The sequence below is a fragment of the Streptomyces sp. NPDC007896 genome, assembly GCF_042959425.1.
GTDB lineage: Bacteria > Actinomycetota > Actinomycetes > Streptomycetales > Streptomycetaceae > Streptomyces.
Map to the genome: position 1 here is coordinate 201,921 of NZ_JBIBKX010000017.1, position 18,111 is coordinate 220,031.

Annotated in this window: 13 protein-coding genes; 6 read left to right on the plus strand and 7 right to left on the minus strand. The window is 70.5% G+C overall.

The features are described from left to right. Positions 1-92: 92 nt before the first annotated feature. Together ACFZDJ_RS42160 and ACFZDJ_RS42165 are read left to right on the plus strand one after the other, a co-directional pair. Positions 93-1,097 carry a helix-turn-helix domain-containing protein gene (locus ACFZDJ_RS42160; RefSeq protein WP_390933258.1) on the plus strand — a complete coding sequence of 335 codons (1,005 nt, stop codon included), beginning with the start codon at positions 93-95 and terminating at the stop codon, positions 1,095-1,097. A gap of 58 nt (positions 1,098-1,155) precedes the next feature. Beyond that, complete coding sequence (locus tag ACFZDJ_RS42165; RefSeq protein WP_168505739.1) at positions 1,156-1,521, plus strand: hypothetical protein; 366 nt, start codon at positions 1,156-1,158, stop codon at positions 1,519-1,521. Positions 1,522-1,590: 69 nt separating this feature from the next. Here ACFZDJ_RS42165 and ACFZDJ_RS42170 read toward each other — a convergent pair whose 3' ends face one another. Both ACFZDJ_RS42170 and ACFZDJ_RS42175 read right to left on the minus strand, forming a co-directional pair. Continuing rightward, positions 1,591-3,576, minus strand: coding sequence for an N-acetylmuramoyl-L-alanine amidase (locus ACFZDJ_RS42170; protein ID WP_390933257.1), 1,986 nt, complete (start codon positions 3,574-3,576; stop codon positions 1,591-1,593). Between the two features lie 330 nt (positions 3,577-3,906). Continuing rightward, complete coding sequence (locus ACFZDJ_RS42175) at positions 3,907-5,052, minus strand: aminoglycoside phosphotransferase family protein (RefSeq protein ID WP_099939603.1); 1,146 nt, start codon at positions 5,050-5,052, stop codon at positions 3,907-3,909. A gap of 232 nt (positions 5,053-5,284) precedes the next feature. On the opposite strand from ACFZDJ_RS42175, the gene ACFZDJ_RS42180 reads away from it, so the two are divergent. Then, positions 5,285-6,787 carry a hypothetical protein gene (locus ACFZDJ_RS42180; protein WP_391067244.1) on the plus strand — a complete coding sequence of 501 codons (1,503 nt, stop codon included), beginning with the start codon at positions 5,285-5,287 and terminating at the stop codon, positions 6,785-6,787. A 97-nt stretch (positions 6,788-6,884) separates the two neighbouring features. Here the strand turns inward: ACFZDJ_RS42180 and ACFZDJ_RS42185 are convergent, their stop codons facing one another. Both ACFZDJ_RS42185 and ACFZDJ_RS42190 read right to left on the minus strand, forming a co-directional pair. After that, positions 6,885-8,315 carry a SpoIIE family protein phosphatase gene (locus ACFZDJ_RS42185; RefSeq protein WP_390933256.1) on the minus strand — a complete coding sequence of 477 codons (1,431 nt, stop codon included), beginning with the start codon at positions 8,313-8,315 and terminating at the stop codon, positions 6,885-6,887. Between the two features lie 304 nt (positions 8,316-8,619). After that, positions 8,620-9,297, minus strand: a complete 678-nt coding sequence (locus ACFZDJ_RS42190; protein WP_391067247.1) for a WHG domain-containing protein — start codon at positions 9,295-9,297, stop codon at positions 8,620-8,622. 231 nt (positions 9,298-9,528) lie between these two features. Between ACFZDJ_RS42190 and ACFZDJ_RS42195 the strand changes: the two genes are divergently transcribed. Continuing rightward, positions 9,529-11,550 carry a phosphocholine-specific phospholipase C gene (locus ACFZDJ_RS42195; RefSeq protein WP_391067250.1) on the plus strand — a complete coding sequence of 674 codons (2,022 nt, stop codon included), beginning with the start codon at positions 9,529-9,531 and terminating at the stop codon, positions 11,548-11,550. Here ACFZDJ_RS42195 and ACFZDJ_RS42200 read toward each other — a convergent pair whose 3' ends face one another. Beyond that, entirely contained in the window at positions 11,551-12,564 is a 1,014-nt protein-coding gene (locus ACFZDJ_RS42200) for a Gfo/Idh/MocA family protein (protein WP_385377238.1), read from the minus strand. Between the two features lie 51 nt (positions 12,565-12,615). After that, the gene (locus ACFZDJ_RS42205; protein ID WP_168505729.1) at positions 12,616-13,713 is read right to left on the minus strand and encodes a chemotaxis protein; all 1,098 of its coding nucleotides are present in this window, start codon (positions 13,711-13,713) and stop codon (positions 12,616-12,618) included. Positions 13,714-13,841: 128 nt separating this feature from the next. On the opposite strand from ACFZDJ_RS42205, the gene ACFZDJ_RS42210 reads away from it, so the two are divergent. Beyond that, on the plus strand, positions 13,842-15,260 hold the full coding sequence (locus ACFZDJ_RS42210; RefSeq protein WP_390933252.1) for a basic amino acid/polyamine antiporter: 1,419 nt from the start codon (positions 13,842-13,844) through the stop codon (positions 15,258-15,260). Between the two features lie 33 nt (positions 15,261-15,293). Next, complete coding sequence (arcA, locus tag ACFZDJ_RS42215; RefSeq protein ID WP_391067253.1) at positions 15,294-16,556, plus strand: arginine deiminase; 1,263 nt, start codon at positions 15,294-15,296, stop codon at positions 16,554-16,556. A gap of 28 nt (positions 16,557-16,584) precedes the next feature. Here the strand turns inward: arcA and ACFZDJ_RS42220 are convergent, their stop codons facing one another. Further along, a complete protein-coding gene (locus ACFZDJ_RS42220; RefSeq protein ID WP_391067256.1) occupies positions 16,585-18,099 on the minus strand; it encodes a glutamate synthase-related protein in 1,515 nt (504 codons plus the stop codon). Positions 18,100-18,111 lie beyond the last annotated feature (12 nt).

Sequence of the window (18,111 nt, forward strand, 5' to 3'; positions counted from 1 at the left end):
GGCGGAGCGAAGCGGCCGCGCACCCGCCGCCCGTCCACACGGATGCAGTACGGTGTTCAACCATTGGACGGGGTGGGACCAAGGAGAGCGCCGTGACACTGGAAGCCGCCGGGGTCACCGATGCCGAGGAGTCCGCCTATCGGATCCTGGTGACGATGAGCAACGCCTCGGCGGGCGACTTCGCGATCCGCTCGGGTGCCACCACCACGGACGCCGCACGGACCCTCGAGGCGCTCACGGCCAGGGGACTGGCCAGTCACACCGACGGATCTCCACGGCTCTACCGGGCCACGCCACCCGATGTGGCCCTCATGCCCCGGCTCAAACGCAATGCCGACGCCCTCGACCAGGCCCGCGCCACGGCCACCGCCCTGCTGGCGACTTACCGGGACACCATGCGCCGGCGCGACGCCGGTGAGCTCATCGAGGTGATCACCGGAGCGGACGCGCTGCGCCAGCACCTTCGCCGCATCCAGGCGGACACCCACGACGAGATGCTGTGGTTCTGCAAGGCCCAGTACGTCGCCATGCCCTCGGGCAGCAACGAGGCGGAGTTCGACGCGCTGGCCCGCGGGGTGCGTTATCGGGTCCTCTACGAGAAGGCGTTCTTCGACGACGAGGGAGCCGTGGACAACGTTATCGAGGGCGTACGGGCGGGTGAGGTCGCCCGCGCGGTACCCCATCTGCCCCTGCGGCTCGCCGTGTCCGACCGCGCCATCGCCATCTGCCCCCTCGTACCAGGTGGTCCCTTCGGCAGCCCCGAGGAACCCACCGCGGCCCTGGTGCGCGACAGCAGCCTCCTCGCCGCGCTCATCGCACTCTTCGAACGCTACTGGGACGACGCCGTCCCCCTGCACGTCGACGACACCGGAACGGTCAGCGGCACCGACGGGACATCCGGCGCCGACTCCCTCTCCACCACGGACCGACGGCTGCTCTCCCTGCTCGTCGCGGGCGTCACGGACAAGGCGATCGCTTCGCAACTGGGCCTGAGCAGGCGTACGGTCCAACGTCATATCCAGCAACTGATGACGTTCGCCGGGGCGGCCACCCGTATGCAACTGGCCTGGCAGGCCGCTCGCCGGGACTGGGTGTAGCGGAGATGGGCCCGGCGCCCGTCTCCGGGCAGTACGCCCGCCACCGATAGGAGTCCCCATGACCGACGGTTCACTCATCGTGGAAAGCCTGAAGGTCGGTACCCACCTGAAGGACCTGCGGATAGAAGCCCGGGAGATCTATCGGTTCCGTCCGCAGAACGTCGGGCCCGGGCAGCCGGACGTCTGGACGGTCATCGAGTTCAGCGTGGCGGCGGCGCGCGCGGCGGAGGTCGCCGAGGCGATATCGGAGGCCTTGGACCAGCCCGGCTGGTACGCGGATCTGCGGTCCGCCGACGAGACGTTCGTGGTGTTCCCGGGGCGCGTTCTGCGGTATGCGCGGGGCGACCGCGCGGCCCGGGCCGAGGCCCGGGCGGTGGGCTGGACCTTCGGGGTGCCGGAACACCAGCTCGACTGGTCGGAGTGACGACGGTACGGGAGTCGGGGCCGGGGGCCGGGGAGCTGTCCGCGGCCCCCGGCCCCCGCCCCCCTACACCTAGGCGCGCGAGCGCTTCAGGTTCACGTCCGCCGCCCGCACGAACGCCACCCGGTGGCCGAACTGGATCTCGTAGTACATGTCCTTGCCGATCACGACCCTGTGCGGGGTCGTGTCGAACGTCGGCGCGTAGAAGTACTCGCCCGGCACCTTGTCACCGACCGCGTACTTCTGGCCCGCCAGGATCTTGTACGGCAGCGGCGAGACGGCCTGGACGGGCACGCCCGCTGGGTACGCCCCCGCCTCCGGGTAGGCACGCCCGTACACGGGGATCTCCGTGACGCCGGCCTTGGGGGTCACGACCTCACCCGAGGCGTTCACCGCCGTCGGCCGGCTCTGCGGGTTCTTGAACCAGGCTTTCTGGCCCAGGTACCAGATCGCCGTCCAGTCGCCGTCACGGTCCGCGACCGCGTACCGCTGTCCGGTGGAGACCCGGGAACCCACGTCGTTCACGTCGATCGTCGAGTCGTCGCCCTTGGGACGCAGACCGATGTCCTTGATCAGGGGCGAGGTCTCGTCCGGCTGGGAGTAGAGCCGCACCTCGCTGGAGCCGTGCGCCGCGCAGGCCTCACCGCTGGTGACACAGCCCGTGTACTGGGGCTGGTTCTTCGCGAAGTCCGGCAGCACGGTGACCAGACCGCCACTCGTCCTTTTCTTCGTCGCAGGCTGGAAGGGGTGGCCGAGCAGGGTGAAGTAGTGCTGCCAGTCCCAGTACGGGCCCGGGTCCGTGTGCATGCCGGGGATGGTCGACGTGGTCGGACCGGGCACGTTGTCGTGGCCCAGGATGTGCTGGCGGTCCAGCGGAACGCGGTACTTGTCGGCGAGGTAGTTCACCAGCCGCGCCGAGGCGCGGTACATCTCCTCCGTGTACCAGGCGTCCGGCGAGGCGAGGAATCCCTCGTGTTCCAGGCCGATCGACTTGGCGTTGATGTACCAGTTGCCGGCGTGCCAGGCCACGTCCTTCGCCTTCACATGCTGGGCGATGTGACCGTCGGTCGAGCGCAGGGTGTAGTTCCACGACACGTAGGTCGGGTCCTGGACCAGCTTCAGAACGCCGTCCCAGCTGCCCTCCGTGTCATGGATGACGATGTACTTGATGCTCTGCGAGGTGGGCCGCTCACCGAGGTCGTGGTTCCCGTAGTCACCGTTGCCGAACTCCGAGTACGGGGCCGGGATCCACTCGCAGGACACGGACTTGGGGCACTCCGTGTTCGTGGCGGAGACGGTACGCAGCCCGGCCCGCCGCAGCTGCGCGGTGTCGGGGCTCAGTCCGGGCCGGGCGGCGAGCGCGACCTGCTGACCGGCGTCCGTGGTGCGCTCCTCGCCCTGGCGGATCACCTCGTAGACGTCATTGGCGTAGGTCGCCGCGGTCGCGGTGTCGTCCGCGCCGGAGAAGCGTGCCACCGCGCCGTACCAGTCGGCCGCGTCGTCACTCAGCGGCTCGCCGAAGTCCTTCTGCGCGGCGGCGAGGAGCGCGGCCCCGCCCGCCACGTTCGCGGCGGCGTCGGTACGCAGCCGCTCCTCGGGCAGGCCGGTGAGCCGGGCCGCCTTCGGCAACGTCTTCAGCCGGTCCGGGAGTTGGGAGTTCTGTGGCACCTGGGTGGTGGGCAGCAGGGGCGGGCGCGAGCTGTCGCCACGGGCGTCCTCCGTGCCCTCGCTGTGGTGCGGGGCCTTCGCGATCGCCGTCCGCGCGTCGGTGAGGTGCATGGGGCCATAGCCGCCGCTGACGCTCGGCGCGCCGGCGTGCGCGTCCCAGCGGGACTGGAGGTAGGAGACGCCGAGCAGGACGCTCAGCGGCACGTGGTACTCGGCGGCAGCGTCGACGAAGGCCCGCTGGAGCTCCGCGGCGGACGCCTGCGCGGGGCTGCTCGACGGGGCCGCGCCGAGCAGCGGCAACAACAGCGCCGCCGAGGCGACGGCGCCCGCGGTACGGCGCGCGCGTCTGTGCCCGGCGGTGGCCTCGGGGTCGGTGAAGGATCCTCGCAATGCAGCCTCCTGGGACGGTCGAGCGCGGTGGGGCGTGCGGGGCCGATCGTGGGTCAGTGGTATCGGCTATCCGACGATCCGTCAATCTTGCCCAGGAGCAGGCGATTTCCCTTGTCAACACGGGGCGAACGGGTTTTCGTGGCGGCAGCGGGACGGCCTGCAAGGCGTCAGTGGAGTGGACCCCTGGCGCGAACGGGTGAAGATGCCCGCGGGAGAGATGCCGACGGGGGGAAGAGCCGCTCGCCGTACATCGGTGCCGCACGGCCGGCCCCGCACGACGAAGGTCCACGGCGCGCCGCCGTTCAGGCGCGCCGCGGACCTTCGTCCCCGTCAACGAGTGCCGACCGCCGCTCGAACGGCCCGACGGGCCATCTGGCAGTCGTCGTGCAGCCGCCGCAGCAGCAGCCGCTGCTCCTCGCCGGACGGCGCAGCACCCGGATGGGCCGGTCCCGGTGCCGCCGGGGTCGCGTCGTGCATCGAACGCTGCACGGCCGTCTCGTACGTACGGATCTCCCGGGTCAGTACGAGCATCAGGTTCACCAGGAAGGCGTCACGTGCGGCGGGACCGGCGGACTGCGCGAGCTGACTGATCTGGCGGCGCGCCACGGGAGCGTCACCGAGGACCGCCCACAGCGTCGCCAGGTCGTAGCCCGGCAGGTACCAGCCCGCGTGCTCCCAGTCCACCAGTACTGGACCGGCCGGTGAGAGCAGGATGTTCGACAGCAACGCGTCCCCGTGACAGAACTGGCCCATGCCCTGACGGCCCGCCGAGTGCGCGATGCCGTGCACCAGCTTCTGCAGGTCGCCCATGTCCCGGTCCGTGAGCAGACCCAGCTCATGGAAACGGGAGATCCGCTCCGCGTAGTCCAGCGGGGCGTCGAACGTCCCCGCCGGCGGCCGCCACGCGTTCAGCCGGCAGATCGCACCCAGTGCCGCCCGGATGTCCGCGCGGGGCGGCGCCTCCGCCGGGTGCCGCTGCAGCGCGGCCACCCGTCCCGGCATCCGCTCGATCACGAGGGTGCAGTTGTCCGGGTCCGCCGCGATCAGCCGGGGCACCCGGACCGGCGGCCGATGCCGCACGAACGATCGGTATGCCGCTATTTCGTGCCTGATCCGCTCCGCCCAGATCGGGGAGTGGTCCAGTAAACACTTGGCGACCGCCGTGCTGCGCCCCGTCGTGCCGACGAGGAGCACGGAGCGTCCGCTGCGGCGCAGTACCTGGACCGGAGCGAACTCCGGACAGATCCGGTGCACCGACGCGATCGCCGTGCGCAGCTGCGCGCCCTGGGGGCCGGACAAGTCGATTCTCCCGCTGAGCGGTTGGGTGCCGAGCCCCGGAACGCGCCGCGTCCTGCCGGCGCCGAGCACGGGGGCCGCCGGTCGAGCGGGGTCGAGGTAGGGGCCGCTGCCCGCCGCCGCCGGGCGGGGGTGAAGCGACCGGGGCGGAGCGGACACGGAGGACGATGCTGTGTACATGGGCGAAACAGATCCCTTCGTGTGCCTGCAAGTTGCTGCGCTACCCGCCCCGGCCGCCCTGGTGCACCCTGGGGAATGTCCCTCGGCAACCGGGTCGGGGTGGCGCTTTCCTACCTGACACCGGATGCCCAGTGGCAGACCATCTGGCGCACCCTGGCGAACCCTGGCGAATAGTCGCTCAGCAACTGACAGACGGTTACTGTCAACTCAGCCGAGAACCTGGGGGCTTGACGTGAACGGACAACCCAACACTCGTCTGTCGGATCTGTTCGGCCTCGCCGGCTGGTCCAAGGGCGAACTCGCGAGGCTGGTCAACAAGCAGGCGGCGGCCATGGGCCACCCCCAGCTGGCGACCGACACCTCACGGGTGCGGCGTTGGATCGACGTGGGAGAGATCCCGCGCGATCCGGTTCCGCGCGTGTTGGCGGCTCTTTTCACCGAGCGTCTCGGCCGTGTCGTGACCATCGAGGACCTCGGTCTGGTGCGGCACGGGCGTGTGGGGAAACGGCCGGGCGGCGGGAATGTGGAACATCCCGACGGTGTGCCGTGGGCGCCCGAGCGAACCGCTGCGGTCCTCACCGAATTCACGGGAATGGACCTCATGCTCAACCGACGCGGCTTGGTGGGCGCGGGCGCCGCGCTCGCCGCGGGATCCGCACTCAGCAGTGCCATGCACGATTGGCTCCACACCGATCCGGCCCTCGCGGCCGACGCCCCTGTAGTCGACAATCCCCTGCACGCCGACCCCGCTGGGTTCGACCGTTACGAGGCCGCCCCCATCGGGTCGCAGGAGATCGAGGAACTGGAGCGCTCGGTCGAGGTGTTCCGGGCCTGGGACGCGGCCCGCGGCGGCGGGTTGCAACGCAAGGCCGTGGTGGGCCAGCTCAACGAAGTGGGAGGCATGCTCTCCTACCGACACCCTGACCATCTGCAGCGGCGCCTGTGGGGCGTCGCCGCCAATCTCGCCGTCCTCGCGGGCTGGATGTCGCACGACGTCGGCCTGGAGCCCACGGCCCAGAAGTACTTCGTCATCGCCGCGCATGCGGCCAGAGAAGGCGGCGACCGGCCGCGCGCCGGGGAGGCGCTCTCCCGCGCCGCCCGTCAGATGGTGCACCTGGGCCGGCCCGACGACGCCCTGGACCTGATGAAGCTCGCCAAGTCGGGCTCGGGTTCCGAGATGTTGCCGCGCACCCGGGCCATGCTCTACACGATCGAGGCCTGGGCTCAGGCGTCGATGGGCAAGGGCCAGGCCATGCGGCGCACCCTGGGGGAGGCGGAGGACCTCTTCGTCTCCGACAAGGGTGATGTGCCACCGCCGAGCTGGATGCAGATGTTCGACGAGGCGGACATGCACGGCATGCAGGCCCTGGCCTACCGGACGCTCGCGGAGCACGACCCGGCCGCGGCGACCACGGCGCAGCGCCATGCCAAGGAGGCGTTGCATCTGCGGGAGAACGGGCGGCAGCGGTCACAGATCTTCGACTGGCTGTCGCTGGCCTCGGCGTGCTTCATCGCGGACGACCCCGAGCAGGCGGACCGCTATGCCCGGCTGGCCCTGGTGTCGATGGGGGCGAACTCCTCCCACCGCACCTGGGACCGACTGCGCGAGATGTACCGGCTCACCGCCGAGTACTCCGGCTACCCGAAGATCCACGAACTGCGTGAGGAGATCCAACTCGCCCTCCCCAAGAGCTCGCTCAGGCCGAAGCGCGGGGGCACCACCACACAGGCGTGAGCACTCCTGTCCTGTGTGCACTGAAAGAGTTCCAGGTCAAAGGATTCCAGGTCGGAGTCTTCGAGCCGATCCCGGCGAGGTCTCATCCCGGTGAGGTCTATGAGCCGATCCTGGCGATGAGCACGCAGGCGTCGTCCTCGCGCTCACTCTCGCCGAATTCCTCTACAACCGTCCGTACGCAGTCCTGGGCCGTGCGGGCTCCGTGGAAGCGCGGGGCCAGGTCGAGCAGCCTCTGGACGGCTTGCGCTCCATAGTGCCCGGGGACCAGTCCGTCGGTGTGCAGGAGCAGCAGGTCGCCGTCTTCGAGGGTCTCTTCGGCCTGCCCGTAGACGGCCCCCGAGGTCGCGCCGAGCAGCACGCCGTCCGGTGCTGCCAGCATGCGCCCCGTCCCGTTGCGGAACAGCAGCGGGGCGGGGTGTCCTGCCTGCGCCCAGGTGAGGGTGCGGGTCTCGGGCCGGTAGCGGCAGCAGACCGCGCTGCCGAGGGACGGCTGCATCGAGGCGTCGAGCAACTGGTTCAGCCAGGACATGAGTTGCCCGGGCTGGGTGCCCGCGACGGCCATGCCACGCAGGGCGCCGAGCAGCATCGCCATGCCCGAAGCGACGGTGACGCCCTGCCCGGTGAGGTCACCGACGCTCAACAGCGTCGCTCCGTCGGGCAGTTCCATCGCGTCGTACCAGTCGCCGCCGATCAGCGCGCTGTTCGCGGAGGGCAGATGGCGGGCGGCGAGGTCCAGGGCCTCGGGGCCCCGCTGCGGGAACCGCAGGGAGCCGCGCCAAGGCGGCAGCACGGCCTCCTGCAGCTGGACCGCGAGCCGGCGCTCGCTCTGCGCGTGGTGCCGGTGCAGCTGAAGCGACTCACGGGTCTCGCTCACCGTCCGCTGGCTGCGGCGCAGTTCGCTGACGTCGCGCAGCACGGCCCACATCGCGGCGGTGCTGCCGTCGGTGTCGAGCACGGGCTCGCCCATCATGTGCACGGTCCGCACCCCGCCGTCGGGGCGCACGATGCGGAACTCGCCATCGATGGGCTTCGCGTCGATGAGGCAGTCGGTGACCATCGCCGTCAGCATCGGCCGGTCCTCGTCGAGCATCAGCGACGGCAGTTCGTCGAGGGTGAGCGGGGGAGCGGCGGGGTCGCGGCCCAGGATGTCGTAGAGCTCTCCAGACCAACTGGCCTCGTCCGTGAGTAGGTTCCACTCGGCACTTCCCACCCGGCTGAGCAGCGAGCCGCGCCGGGGCGCGGTCGGCACGGCCGGTGCGGGGGGCGAGTCGGCCGGCTCCGTGGGCACGGGCGGGGGTCCGTCCCGCAACTGTGCCAAGTGCTCGTCGACGTCGTTGAGTTGGTGCATCGCCAGATCGCACAGTGCGCGCTGCCAGCGTCCTTGGGGGTCCGTGCCGTCGAAGGGCGCGTCCCGCCGTACGGCGTCCACCTCGCCGCGCAGCCGTCGCGTCTGCGAAATGAGCGCGTCGACCGAGCCGCGCTGGGGCGGCTGGGCGGCGGGGCGGTCCGCAGAGAGATGGGACGGCATGACGCACTCCGATGGGGGACGGTACGACCAAGGCTGGGCGGAAGGACCGTTACGACTGTTGCACAGCCTGCGACGCCCTGTAAGGGATTTGGCAACACACGATCCGGTGGTGCTTCTGACATATGCCGCAGTCCAGGCGGACGGTCCGACCGGCATGGATTCGGTACGCGGGTCGCGCGCCCAAGTCGTAGAAAGCGTACGTGACTTGAGGGGTCCCAGGGGTAGCCGGGCCCCTCCTTCATTTCTTTGTTCGACGGTCATATGTACGCGGCGTGTCCATGCTCGGGAGTGAAGTGCCCCCTGTTCACAGTGAACGGACGAAATCCCGTACCTCCTCCTCGTAGAGGGGCGTGGGATCGACGCCCATCGAGGCGAAGTTCTGCTCGATCTCCAGACTCACCAGACCGTGCAGATGGGCCCAGAGCATCGTGGTCCGCGCGGCGACCGCCGCCGGGACGTCCTCGACTCCGCGGAGCTTCATCCACTTCCCGAACTGGCCCTCCGAGCCCTCCGGAGCCGTCGCGTCAGGCGCCGCCAGGGCACTCACCACGTTCAGTACGACGTTCATGGCCGGCTGGGAGGCCTCGACCAGCCGCGTGGACTGGGCGTCGTACCCCGGCAGGGGCGCCCGGAACAGCAGTCGGTAGCGGTGCGGCTCGCCGCACGCCCACTCGCGGTAGGCCCGGGCGACCGCGGCCAGGCGTGCGGCCGCGTCGCTCGCGGAGGCGTCGGCCGCGCGGGCGAGTGCGGACGCCAGGTCGCCGTACGCGTCGATGACCAGTTCGGTCAGCAGGCTGTCCCGGTTGGCGAAGTAGCGGTAGAGGGCGGGCCCGGTCATGCCCAACTGCTTGGCGATGGCGTTGAGGGACAGTGCCTCCGGACCGCCGTCGGCCAGTTGCCGCAGTGCCGCGGCCTTGACCTCCTCCCGTACCTGCGCGCGGAACCGATCGCGCGGTCCGGGTCCCGTCCGGCTCTCCGCCATGTCATCGCCCTCTTCGTCTGTCCGCGGGGGGCGCTCCCTGGCGTATGCGGCACAGAGGAGCATGCTTTCGTTTGATCCTATGGCGAACGCATGAGCCGATAGCGTTCGGCGGCGGCGTTCGGCCGCTGTTCACCCGTCCCTCACCGCATCGGTAGGGCCCTCGGCGATCCCCGCGTGCACGCTGGCGCGGGGTGTGCCGCAGGGGCACTCCGGTGACGAGGGGGCGGGCGAATGACACCGATCAGCCGAAGGGGCTTCGTGGGACTCGGCGCATCCGTGGCGGCGGGCGCCGCGCTGGGCGTCGGCTCGCGTCCGGCGGCGGCCGCCGACGCGGCGACCGGCACCATCCAGGACGTACGGCACGTCGTCGTCCTCATGCAGGAGAACCGCAGCTTCGACCACTACTTCGGCCGCCTCAAGGGTGTCCGCGGCTTCGACGACCGCAGCGGCATCACCCTGTCCGGCGGGTACTCCGTCTTCAACCAGCCGAACGGCGGCGGACGGCAGTACCCGTGGAAGCTCAGCTCCACGCCCGCCGCGGGCGGCAAGGACGGTGAGACCCTCGCTCAGTGCAACGGCGACCTCCCGCACTCCTGGTCCTCGCAGCACTCCGCCTGGAACAAGGGCCGCCTCGACAACTGGGTCTCCGGCGTCGGCAACGTCCGCTCGCTCGGCTACCTCGACCGCTCCGACATCCCCTTCCAGTACGCGCTCGCCGACAACTACACGATCTGCGACGCCTACTTCTGCTCCGCACTCAGCGCGACCGGCCCCAACCGCACCTACCTGTGGAGCGGCAAGGTCGACGGTTCCAGCTACGACGGTGGCGACGAGTCCGGACTGACCTGGCAGAACTACGCCGAGGCGCTCCAGACGGCCGGAGTGACCTGGAAGGTCTACCAGAACGCGCAGGACAACTACGGCGACAACGGCTGCGCCTACTTCAAGAAGTTCGCCTCCGCCAAGGCGGGCGACCCGCTCTACGACCGCGGCATGGCCTCCGTGCCGAAGGCCACCGGCTCCACCCCCGACGACATCGCCGCCGCCATCAGGGCCGACGTCCTCGCGGGCACCCTGCCCCAGGTCTCCTGGGTGGTCGCCAACCAGGCCTTCTCCGAGCACCCCTACGCCCCGCCCGGCGACGGCGCCCACTTCGTCGACCTGGTGTACAAGGCCCTCGCCGCCGATCCGGACGTCTTCGACTCCACCGTCCTGTTCCTCAACTACGACGAGAACGACGGCTTCTTCGACCACGTGCCGCCCCCGGCCCCGCCCGCGAACACGGCGGGGGAGTTCCTCAACGGCGCCCCGTACGGTCTCGGCTTCCGTGTCCCGATGCTCGTCATCTCACCCTGGACACGCGGCGGCTGGGTCTCCTCGGAGGTCTTCGACCACACCTCGGTCCTGCGTTTCCTGGAGACGTGGACGACGGCGCTCGGCAAGCCCGCCGCCTGCCCCAACATCAGCGCCTGGCGCCGCAAGGTCACCGGTGACCTCACCGGAGTCTTCGACTTCACCGACCCGGTCTACGGGACGGTCGCGCTGCCCGCCACGAGCGTCATCGGGATCGCCACCTGCGGCCCCCTGCCCAACCCGGTGCCCACCACCAACGCCCTGCCCGTCCAGGAGCCCGGCACCCGGCCCGCCCGCGCCCTGCCCTACCAGCCGAACGGTTACCTGGACCACCTGGAGTTCGGGGCGGGCGGCAAGATCCTCGCCTGGTGCACCATGGCCAACCAGGGCACCCCGGCGAGCCGCGCCGCGCACTTCTCGATCCACCCGAACGCCTACCGCGACACCACGCCCTGGCAGTACACCGTCGACGCCGGCGCCACCGCCTCCGACTCCTTCAGCATCGGCTCGGGGTACGGCAACGGCAAGTACGACCTCACCATGGCCGGCCCCAACCGCTTCCTGCGCCGCTTCAAGGGCGACGCGACACAGGCGGGCAAGTCGGCCGAGGTGAGCACCCGTTACGCCACCGAACCCGGCACCGGAAAGACCGCCCTCTACTTCAAGATGACCAACTCCTCGGCCGCCGCGGTGAAGTTCACGATCACCGCGAACCAGTACCGCGGCGACGGGCCGTGGACGTACACCGTCGCCGCGGGCGGTTCGGCCGAGGACTACTTCAACGCCGTCGCGTACCAGAACGGCTGGTACGACTTCACGATCACCGTCGACTCCGACGCGAGCTGGTCGCGCCGGTTCACCGGGCACATCGAGACGGGCACGGCGAGCGTCAGCGGCTGATCACGCGTAGAGGTCCGGGCGCGGGGCGAGTTCGACGGTCACCCGGCCGCCGCTCTCCAGCGCCCGGACACCGGCCTCGGCGACGGCCGAAGCCGCGTACCCGTCCCAGGCGCCCGGCCCGGTCACCTTCCCCTCCCGGGTGGCGTCCACCCAGGCCTGCACCTCGCGGTCGTAGGCGTCGGCGAACCGTACGAGGTAGTCCTGCGCCACCTCCTCGCGGGCACCGCCCGCCGTCGTCACCACCATGGTGTGCTCGTCCCCGATCCGTGCGCTCCCGGACTCGCAGACCGCCTCGCAGCGCACCTGGTAGCCGAAGCCGGAGTTGACGAAGACCTCGACGTCGACGAGAGCGCCGTCGGCCGTCTCGAACACCACGAACTGGGGGTCGAGAAGGCCCTCGGGGGCACCCGCGGACGGCCGTGGGCGCAGCACGGTCACGGCGGTGAGCTCCTGGTCGAGCAGCCAGCGCGCCGCGTCGATCTCGTGCGAGACGGAGCTGTTGACCAGCATCGCCGAGGTGAAGCCGGGCGGGGAGGACACATTGCGGTGCGTGCAGTGCAGCATCAGCGGACGGCCCAGCCGCCGACTGTCCAGCAGCGACTTCAAGCGCTGGTACTCGGCGTCGTACCGGCGCATGAACCCGACCTGCACCAGTCTCCGGCCGAGCCGCGCCTCAGCCTCCACCACCCGCAGCGCCCCGGCCGACTCCGGCACCATCGGCTTCTCGCACAGCACCGGCAGACCGCGCTCGAAGGCCGCGAGCAGCGCCTCCTCGTGCGCGGGCCCGGGGGAGGCGATCAACACCGCCTGTACACCGGGCGCGTCGAGGGCCGAGGCGACCTCGGTGTGCACCGAGACACCGTCGATGCCGGCGACGGCGTCCTTGGCGCGCCCGGTGTCGGGATCGGCCACCGCCGCGACCCGGGCGCCGTTCACCACCCGATCGATCCGCCGTACATGGTCGGCCCCCATGTGGCCCGCACCCAGGACCGCGACACCCAACAGCTCACTCACGCGCTCACCTCTCCGGCAGACAGCTCTGGAGGCGATTGTCTGCCGGAATGATCAGTAGCGCAGCACTCCGGCGATGCCTTTCGCGTCACCCAGACTGCCGTCGGGGACGAAACGGACCTCTGCTCCGGTATCCAGACACTGTTCGACGATCTCGTCGACGATGTCCTCGCGGGCGTCCAGATCACCGCTCTCGGCCGGGACCAGATGGTCGCCGCCGTCGTCGCGTACCGTCACGCGGTAGTTCTCCTCGACGGCCAGCAGCCGGATCCGGGCCTGGGAGGCGTTCTGCCACACCTCGTCGACTCCGGCCGCGAACTCCTTGCGGCCACGGGCCGACTCGAGCTCCCGGGCCACCACGTCGGTGTCCCTGCGCTCCTCGGCGCTGATCAGTGGACGGACCGCCTGCCACACGGCTTCGGGGGTCCCGTGCGCGAGTCCGCCGTGCGGGATGTGCGTGGCGTCCTTGGTGACCGTGCCGACCTCGTCGAGGAGGGAGAGCGCGGCGGTCTCGCCGGTGACGTACAGCGGACGCGGATCCTCGCGCAGGACGGCGCTCATCGCGGTGTCGGCGTCCCGCACGAAGTGCTTGGTCCGCTCGTCGCGGAAGGTGCTGGGCAGGTCTCCGATGCGCTCCTTGCGCTCGGCGTTCGGGTCCTCGAGGCTGCGGGTCCGCGGGAAACCGCCGATGCGCTCCTCGGTGACCCGCTCGGCGCCGCCGTTCCACAGCGTCACCCGGTCGGCGGACACCGCGAGCACCCAGAACGGCCGCTCCGAGACCTGCGCGGCGACGAGGTTGCGGGTCAGGAAGGTGTCCGAGAGCACCACGCGCTCGGGCACCGTGCGGGCCAGCGACCACACCTGGTGCTCGCCGGGCGCCGCGAAGATCGCGAGGCCCTCCTCCGCGTGCGCCAGGTCGACCTCGGCGAGGGCCTGGTCGAGTTGCTGGACGAGGTCGGTGCGCCGTTCGCGGGTGACCGCCGGATCGGACTCGATCTGTTTCTTGGCCTCGGCCACGACATTGCGCAGCCGGACCGGATCCTGGGCGTTGTCGGGTTCGCGGCGGTGCGTGGGCGTCAGCACCGACACCGCGGGATAGGGCCGCGGCCTGCGCAGTTTGGTGAGGGTCGCTGGGCTGAGTGCGTGCTCCATAACAGCACGATAGAGCCGATTCAGTTATCAGGCATTTGGGGCAATTGATTGCTAGTGTCGCTCGGGTCGCCAGATGCCGTTCCCCCGCGTCGTCGTCGCACGACGACGCTCGCCTTCGCAGGACGCCCATGACGCAGGCCGACACCGAAACCCATGCGCCCCCGGCCGCCAAACTGACGCTGCCGACTCTCACCTCGATGGTCGTCGGCTCCATGGTCGGCGCCGGGGTCTTCTCCCTGCCCCGCCTCTTCGCCCAGGAGACGGGCGTGGCGGGCGCCCTGATCGCCTGGGCCGTCGCGGGCACCGGAATGCTGATGCTCGCCTTCGTCTTCCAGCGGCTCGCGGTCCGCCGGCCCGACCTCGACGCGGGCGTGTACGCGTACGCCAAGGCCGGTTTCGGCGAGTACCTGGGCTTCTTCTCGGCGTTCGGCTACTGGGCCAGCGCCTGCGTCGGCAACGTGACGTACTGGGTGCTCATCATGTCGACGATCGGGGCCATCGCCCCGGCGCTCGGCGACGGTGACACCGTGCTCGCCGTCGCCCTGTCCTCGGTGGGCCTGTGGTGCTTCTTCTTCCTCATCCGCAGAGGGGTGAAGGAGGCCGCGGCCATCAACCGGATCGTCACCGTCGCCAAGGTCGTGCCGATCCTCGTCTTCGTCGTCCTGGCGCTCTTCTACCTCAAGCCCCATGTCTTCGCCGAGAACTTCGCCGGCGCCGACTATGCCGGTTCGCTGTTCAACCAGGTCAAGGGCACCATGCTGGCCACCGTCTTCGTGTTCCTCGGCGTGGAGGGCGCGAGCGTGTACTCGCGGCACGCCCGGCGCCGCGAGGACGTCGGCCGGGCGACCCTCCTCGGCTTCCTGAGCGTCTTCGCCATCTTCGCCTCCGTCACCATCGTGTCGTACGGACTGCTGCCGATGAGTCAGATCGCCGAGCTGCGACAGCCCTCCATGGCCGGGGTCCTGGAGAGCGCGGTCGGCACCTGGGGCAAGGTCTTCGTGAGCGTCGGCCTGATCGTCTCGGTGCTCGGCGCCTATCTCGCCTGGACGTTGATGGCGGCCGAGGTGCTCTTCGTCGCGGCCGAGGACGAGGACATGCCCCGCTTCCTCGGCCGCTCCACCGCCGCCGACGTGCCCGTGCCCGCGCTGCTGATGACGACACTGCTCACCCAGGTCGTGCTGGTCGTCACGCTGTTCTCGGACGACGCCTTCAGCTTCGCGCTCGACCTGACCAGCGCGCTGACCCTGATCCCGTTCCTGCTGGCGGCGGCCTTCGCCCTGAAGACCGCACGGGCAAGGTCCGGCGGTGACCTGGCCGTCCCCGCGCTCGCCACCCTCTACACCGCGTTCCTGCTCTACGCGGCCGGGCCGAAGTACCTTCTCGTCTCCTTCATCGTCTACGCGCCCGCCACGGTGCTGTTCGTGATGGCCCGGCGCGAGCAGGGCAGACGGCTGTTCTCACCCCGGGAACTCGTCATCCTTCTCGTCTCGATCGCCGGCGCGGTCCTGGGGATCGTCGCCCTGGCGCTGGGCTGGATCAGTCTCTGACCCGCCCGTCCCCGCCCCGGAGAAAGGCACACCGTGACCAGTCAAGACACCACCGGCCGCCCGGCGTACGGCGTCCACTCCGAGGTCGGCAGACTGCGCAAGGTGCTCGTCTGCGCGCCCGGTCTCGCGCATCGCCGGCTCACCCCCACCAATGCCGACGACCTGCTCTTCGACGACGTCATGTGGGTCGAGAACGCCCAGCGCGACCACGCCGACTTCGTCAACAAGATGCGCGAACGGGGCGTCGACGTCGTCGAACTGCACGATCTGCTCGCCCGGACCATGGCGCTCCCGGTCGCCAGGGACTGGCTCCTGGAACGGAAGATCACCCCGAACGAGGTCGGTATCGGGCTCGTCGACGACACCCGCGCCTTCCTGGAGACACTGGAACCGGCCCGGCTCGCCACGTTCCTGATCGGCGGTCTCGCCACCGCCGACCTGCCCGAGGACCACCGCTCCGCCTACCTCGCACTGGCCCGCGAGTCCACGGGCGTACGCGAGTACCTGATGCCACCGCTGCCCAACACCCTCTACACCCGCGACACGACCTGCTGGCTGTACGAGGGCGTCACGCTCAACCCGCTGTACTGGCCGGCCCGGCACGACGAGACGCTCCTGATGAAGGCGATCTACACCTTCCACCCCGACTTCGCCGGTTCGACCGTGTGGTGGGGCGACCCCGAACGGGACTGGCGGGAGGCCACGTTCGAGGGCGGGGACATCATGCCGGTCGGCAACGGCGTCGTGCTCATGGGTATGAGCGAGCGCACCTCGCGCCAGGCCATCACCCAGGTCGCGGCGGCCCTGTTCGAGAACGGCGCCGCCGAGCACGTGATCGTCGCAGGACTGCCGAAGCTGCGCTCCGCGATGCACCTCGACACAGTCTTCACCTTCGCCGACCGCGACCTGGTCACTCTCTACCCGACCATCATGGACGCCGTCCGCACCTTCTCCCTGCGCCCGCGCGACAAGGCCCCCGGCATCGAACTCACCGACGAGGGCACACGATCCTTCACCGAGGTCGTCGCCAAGGCCCTCGGGCTGTCCGAACTGCGGATCGTGGAGACGGGCGGGGACGTGTACGCCTCCGAGCGGCAGCAGTGGGACAGCGGCAACAACGCGGTCGCGCTGGAACCGGGCGTGGTGGTCACCTACGACCGCAACACCCAGACCAACACCCTGCTGCGCAAGGCCGGGATCGAGGTCATCACCATCGTCGGCGCCGAGCTCGGGCGTGGACGGGGCGGCGGCCACTGCATGACCTGCCCCATCATCAGGGACCCGGTGGACTTCTGAACCAGCGGCCCGGTGGAGCTCCGGCCGTTCAGAACGTGTCCGGATCCGCCGCCTTCCAGTCAGCCTCCCAGGACGCGGGCGGCTCCGCGAGCAGCACCCCGGGCTCCAGCCACTCGTAGAGCTCTGCGTACGACCGAACGGTCGCCGGGTCCGTACGCCGGAGCAGCTGATGCGGTCCGAGCTCGGCCGGATCGCGTACCCCCATGGCGGCCATGATCCGGCTCGCGCCGCGGACCGTGGCCCGCTGGTAGTGGTGCACGCGCGCCGACTTGTCGGCCACGTCCAGGGCGCGTACCCGGCGCGGGTCCTGGGTCGCGATCCCGACCGGGCAGGTGTTGGTGTGACAGCGCCGGGCCTGGAGGCAGCCGAGCGCGAGCATCATCGCGCGGGCCGCGTTCGTGTAGTCGGCGCCCTGCGCCAGCCGTTTGACGATGTCCGAGCCGGTGGCGACCTTGCCGCTCGCGCCGATCCGCACACGGTCGCGCAGCCCGGTGCCGACCAGCGCGTTGTGCACCGTGATCAGCCCTTCGGTCAGGGGCGTACCGAGGCAGGCGGCGAACTCCGGCGGCGCGGCCCCCGTACCGCCCTCGGCGCCGTCGACCACGATGAAGTCGGGCGAGACCCCCTCGGCGAGCATCGCCTTGCAGACGGCGAGGAACTGGCGGCGCGAGCCGACGCAGAGCTTGAAGCCGGTCGGCTTGCCGCCCGCCAGCTCCCGCATCCGGGCGAGGAAGCACACCAGCTCGCGCGGGGTCGAGAACACCTGGTGGTACGGCGGTGAGATCACCGCCTTGCCCTCCGGGACGCCGCGGACCCGGGCGATCTCGGCGCTCACCTTGGCGCCGGGCAGCACCCCGCCGATGCCCGGCTGCGCCCCCTGGGAGAGCTTCAGCGACACGCACTTGACCTCCGGCAGCGCGGCCTTGTCCGCGAACTCCCGTGCCTCGAAGCCCCCTTCCGGGGTGCGGCAGCCGAAGTACCCGCTGCCGATCTCCCAGATCAGGTCGCCGCCGCCCCGCAGGTGATGGTCCGAAAGACCGCCCTCGCCGGTGTCGTGCGCGAAACCGCCGAGCGCCGCGCCCCTGCTGAGTGCCAGGATCGCGTGCGAGGACAGCGCCCCGAAGCTCATCGCGGAGACGTTCAGCAGGGCCATGTCGTACGGCTGGGTGCAGTCCGGGCCGCCGACGCGGACCACGGGCGGCTCGTCCGGCACCTCGACCGGGCGTATCGACGGTTCCAGGTACTCGTACCCGTCCCCGTACAGGTCCAGCCCGGTGCCGAAGGGGTCCTCGGCCTCGACGCCCTCGGCGCGCTCGTACACGATGCCGCGCACATCACGGTCGTCGGGCCGCGGGAGGAGGCGGAGGTGACCGAGCAGGGGGTAGTTCCGCAGGACCGCGTGGCGGCGCTGGGTCAGGTCCCGGACGGCGAGCGCGGTCAGGGCGAGCAGTACGGCGGCCGCCCACCACCACCAGGGCGAGAGGGCCCATGCCAGGACCAGTGCCCCGGCCGCACCCAGGGCGACGAACAGCGGCAAGAGCATCCGGCGCACACC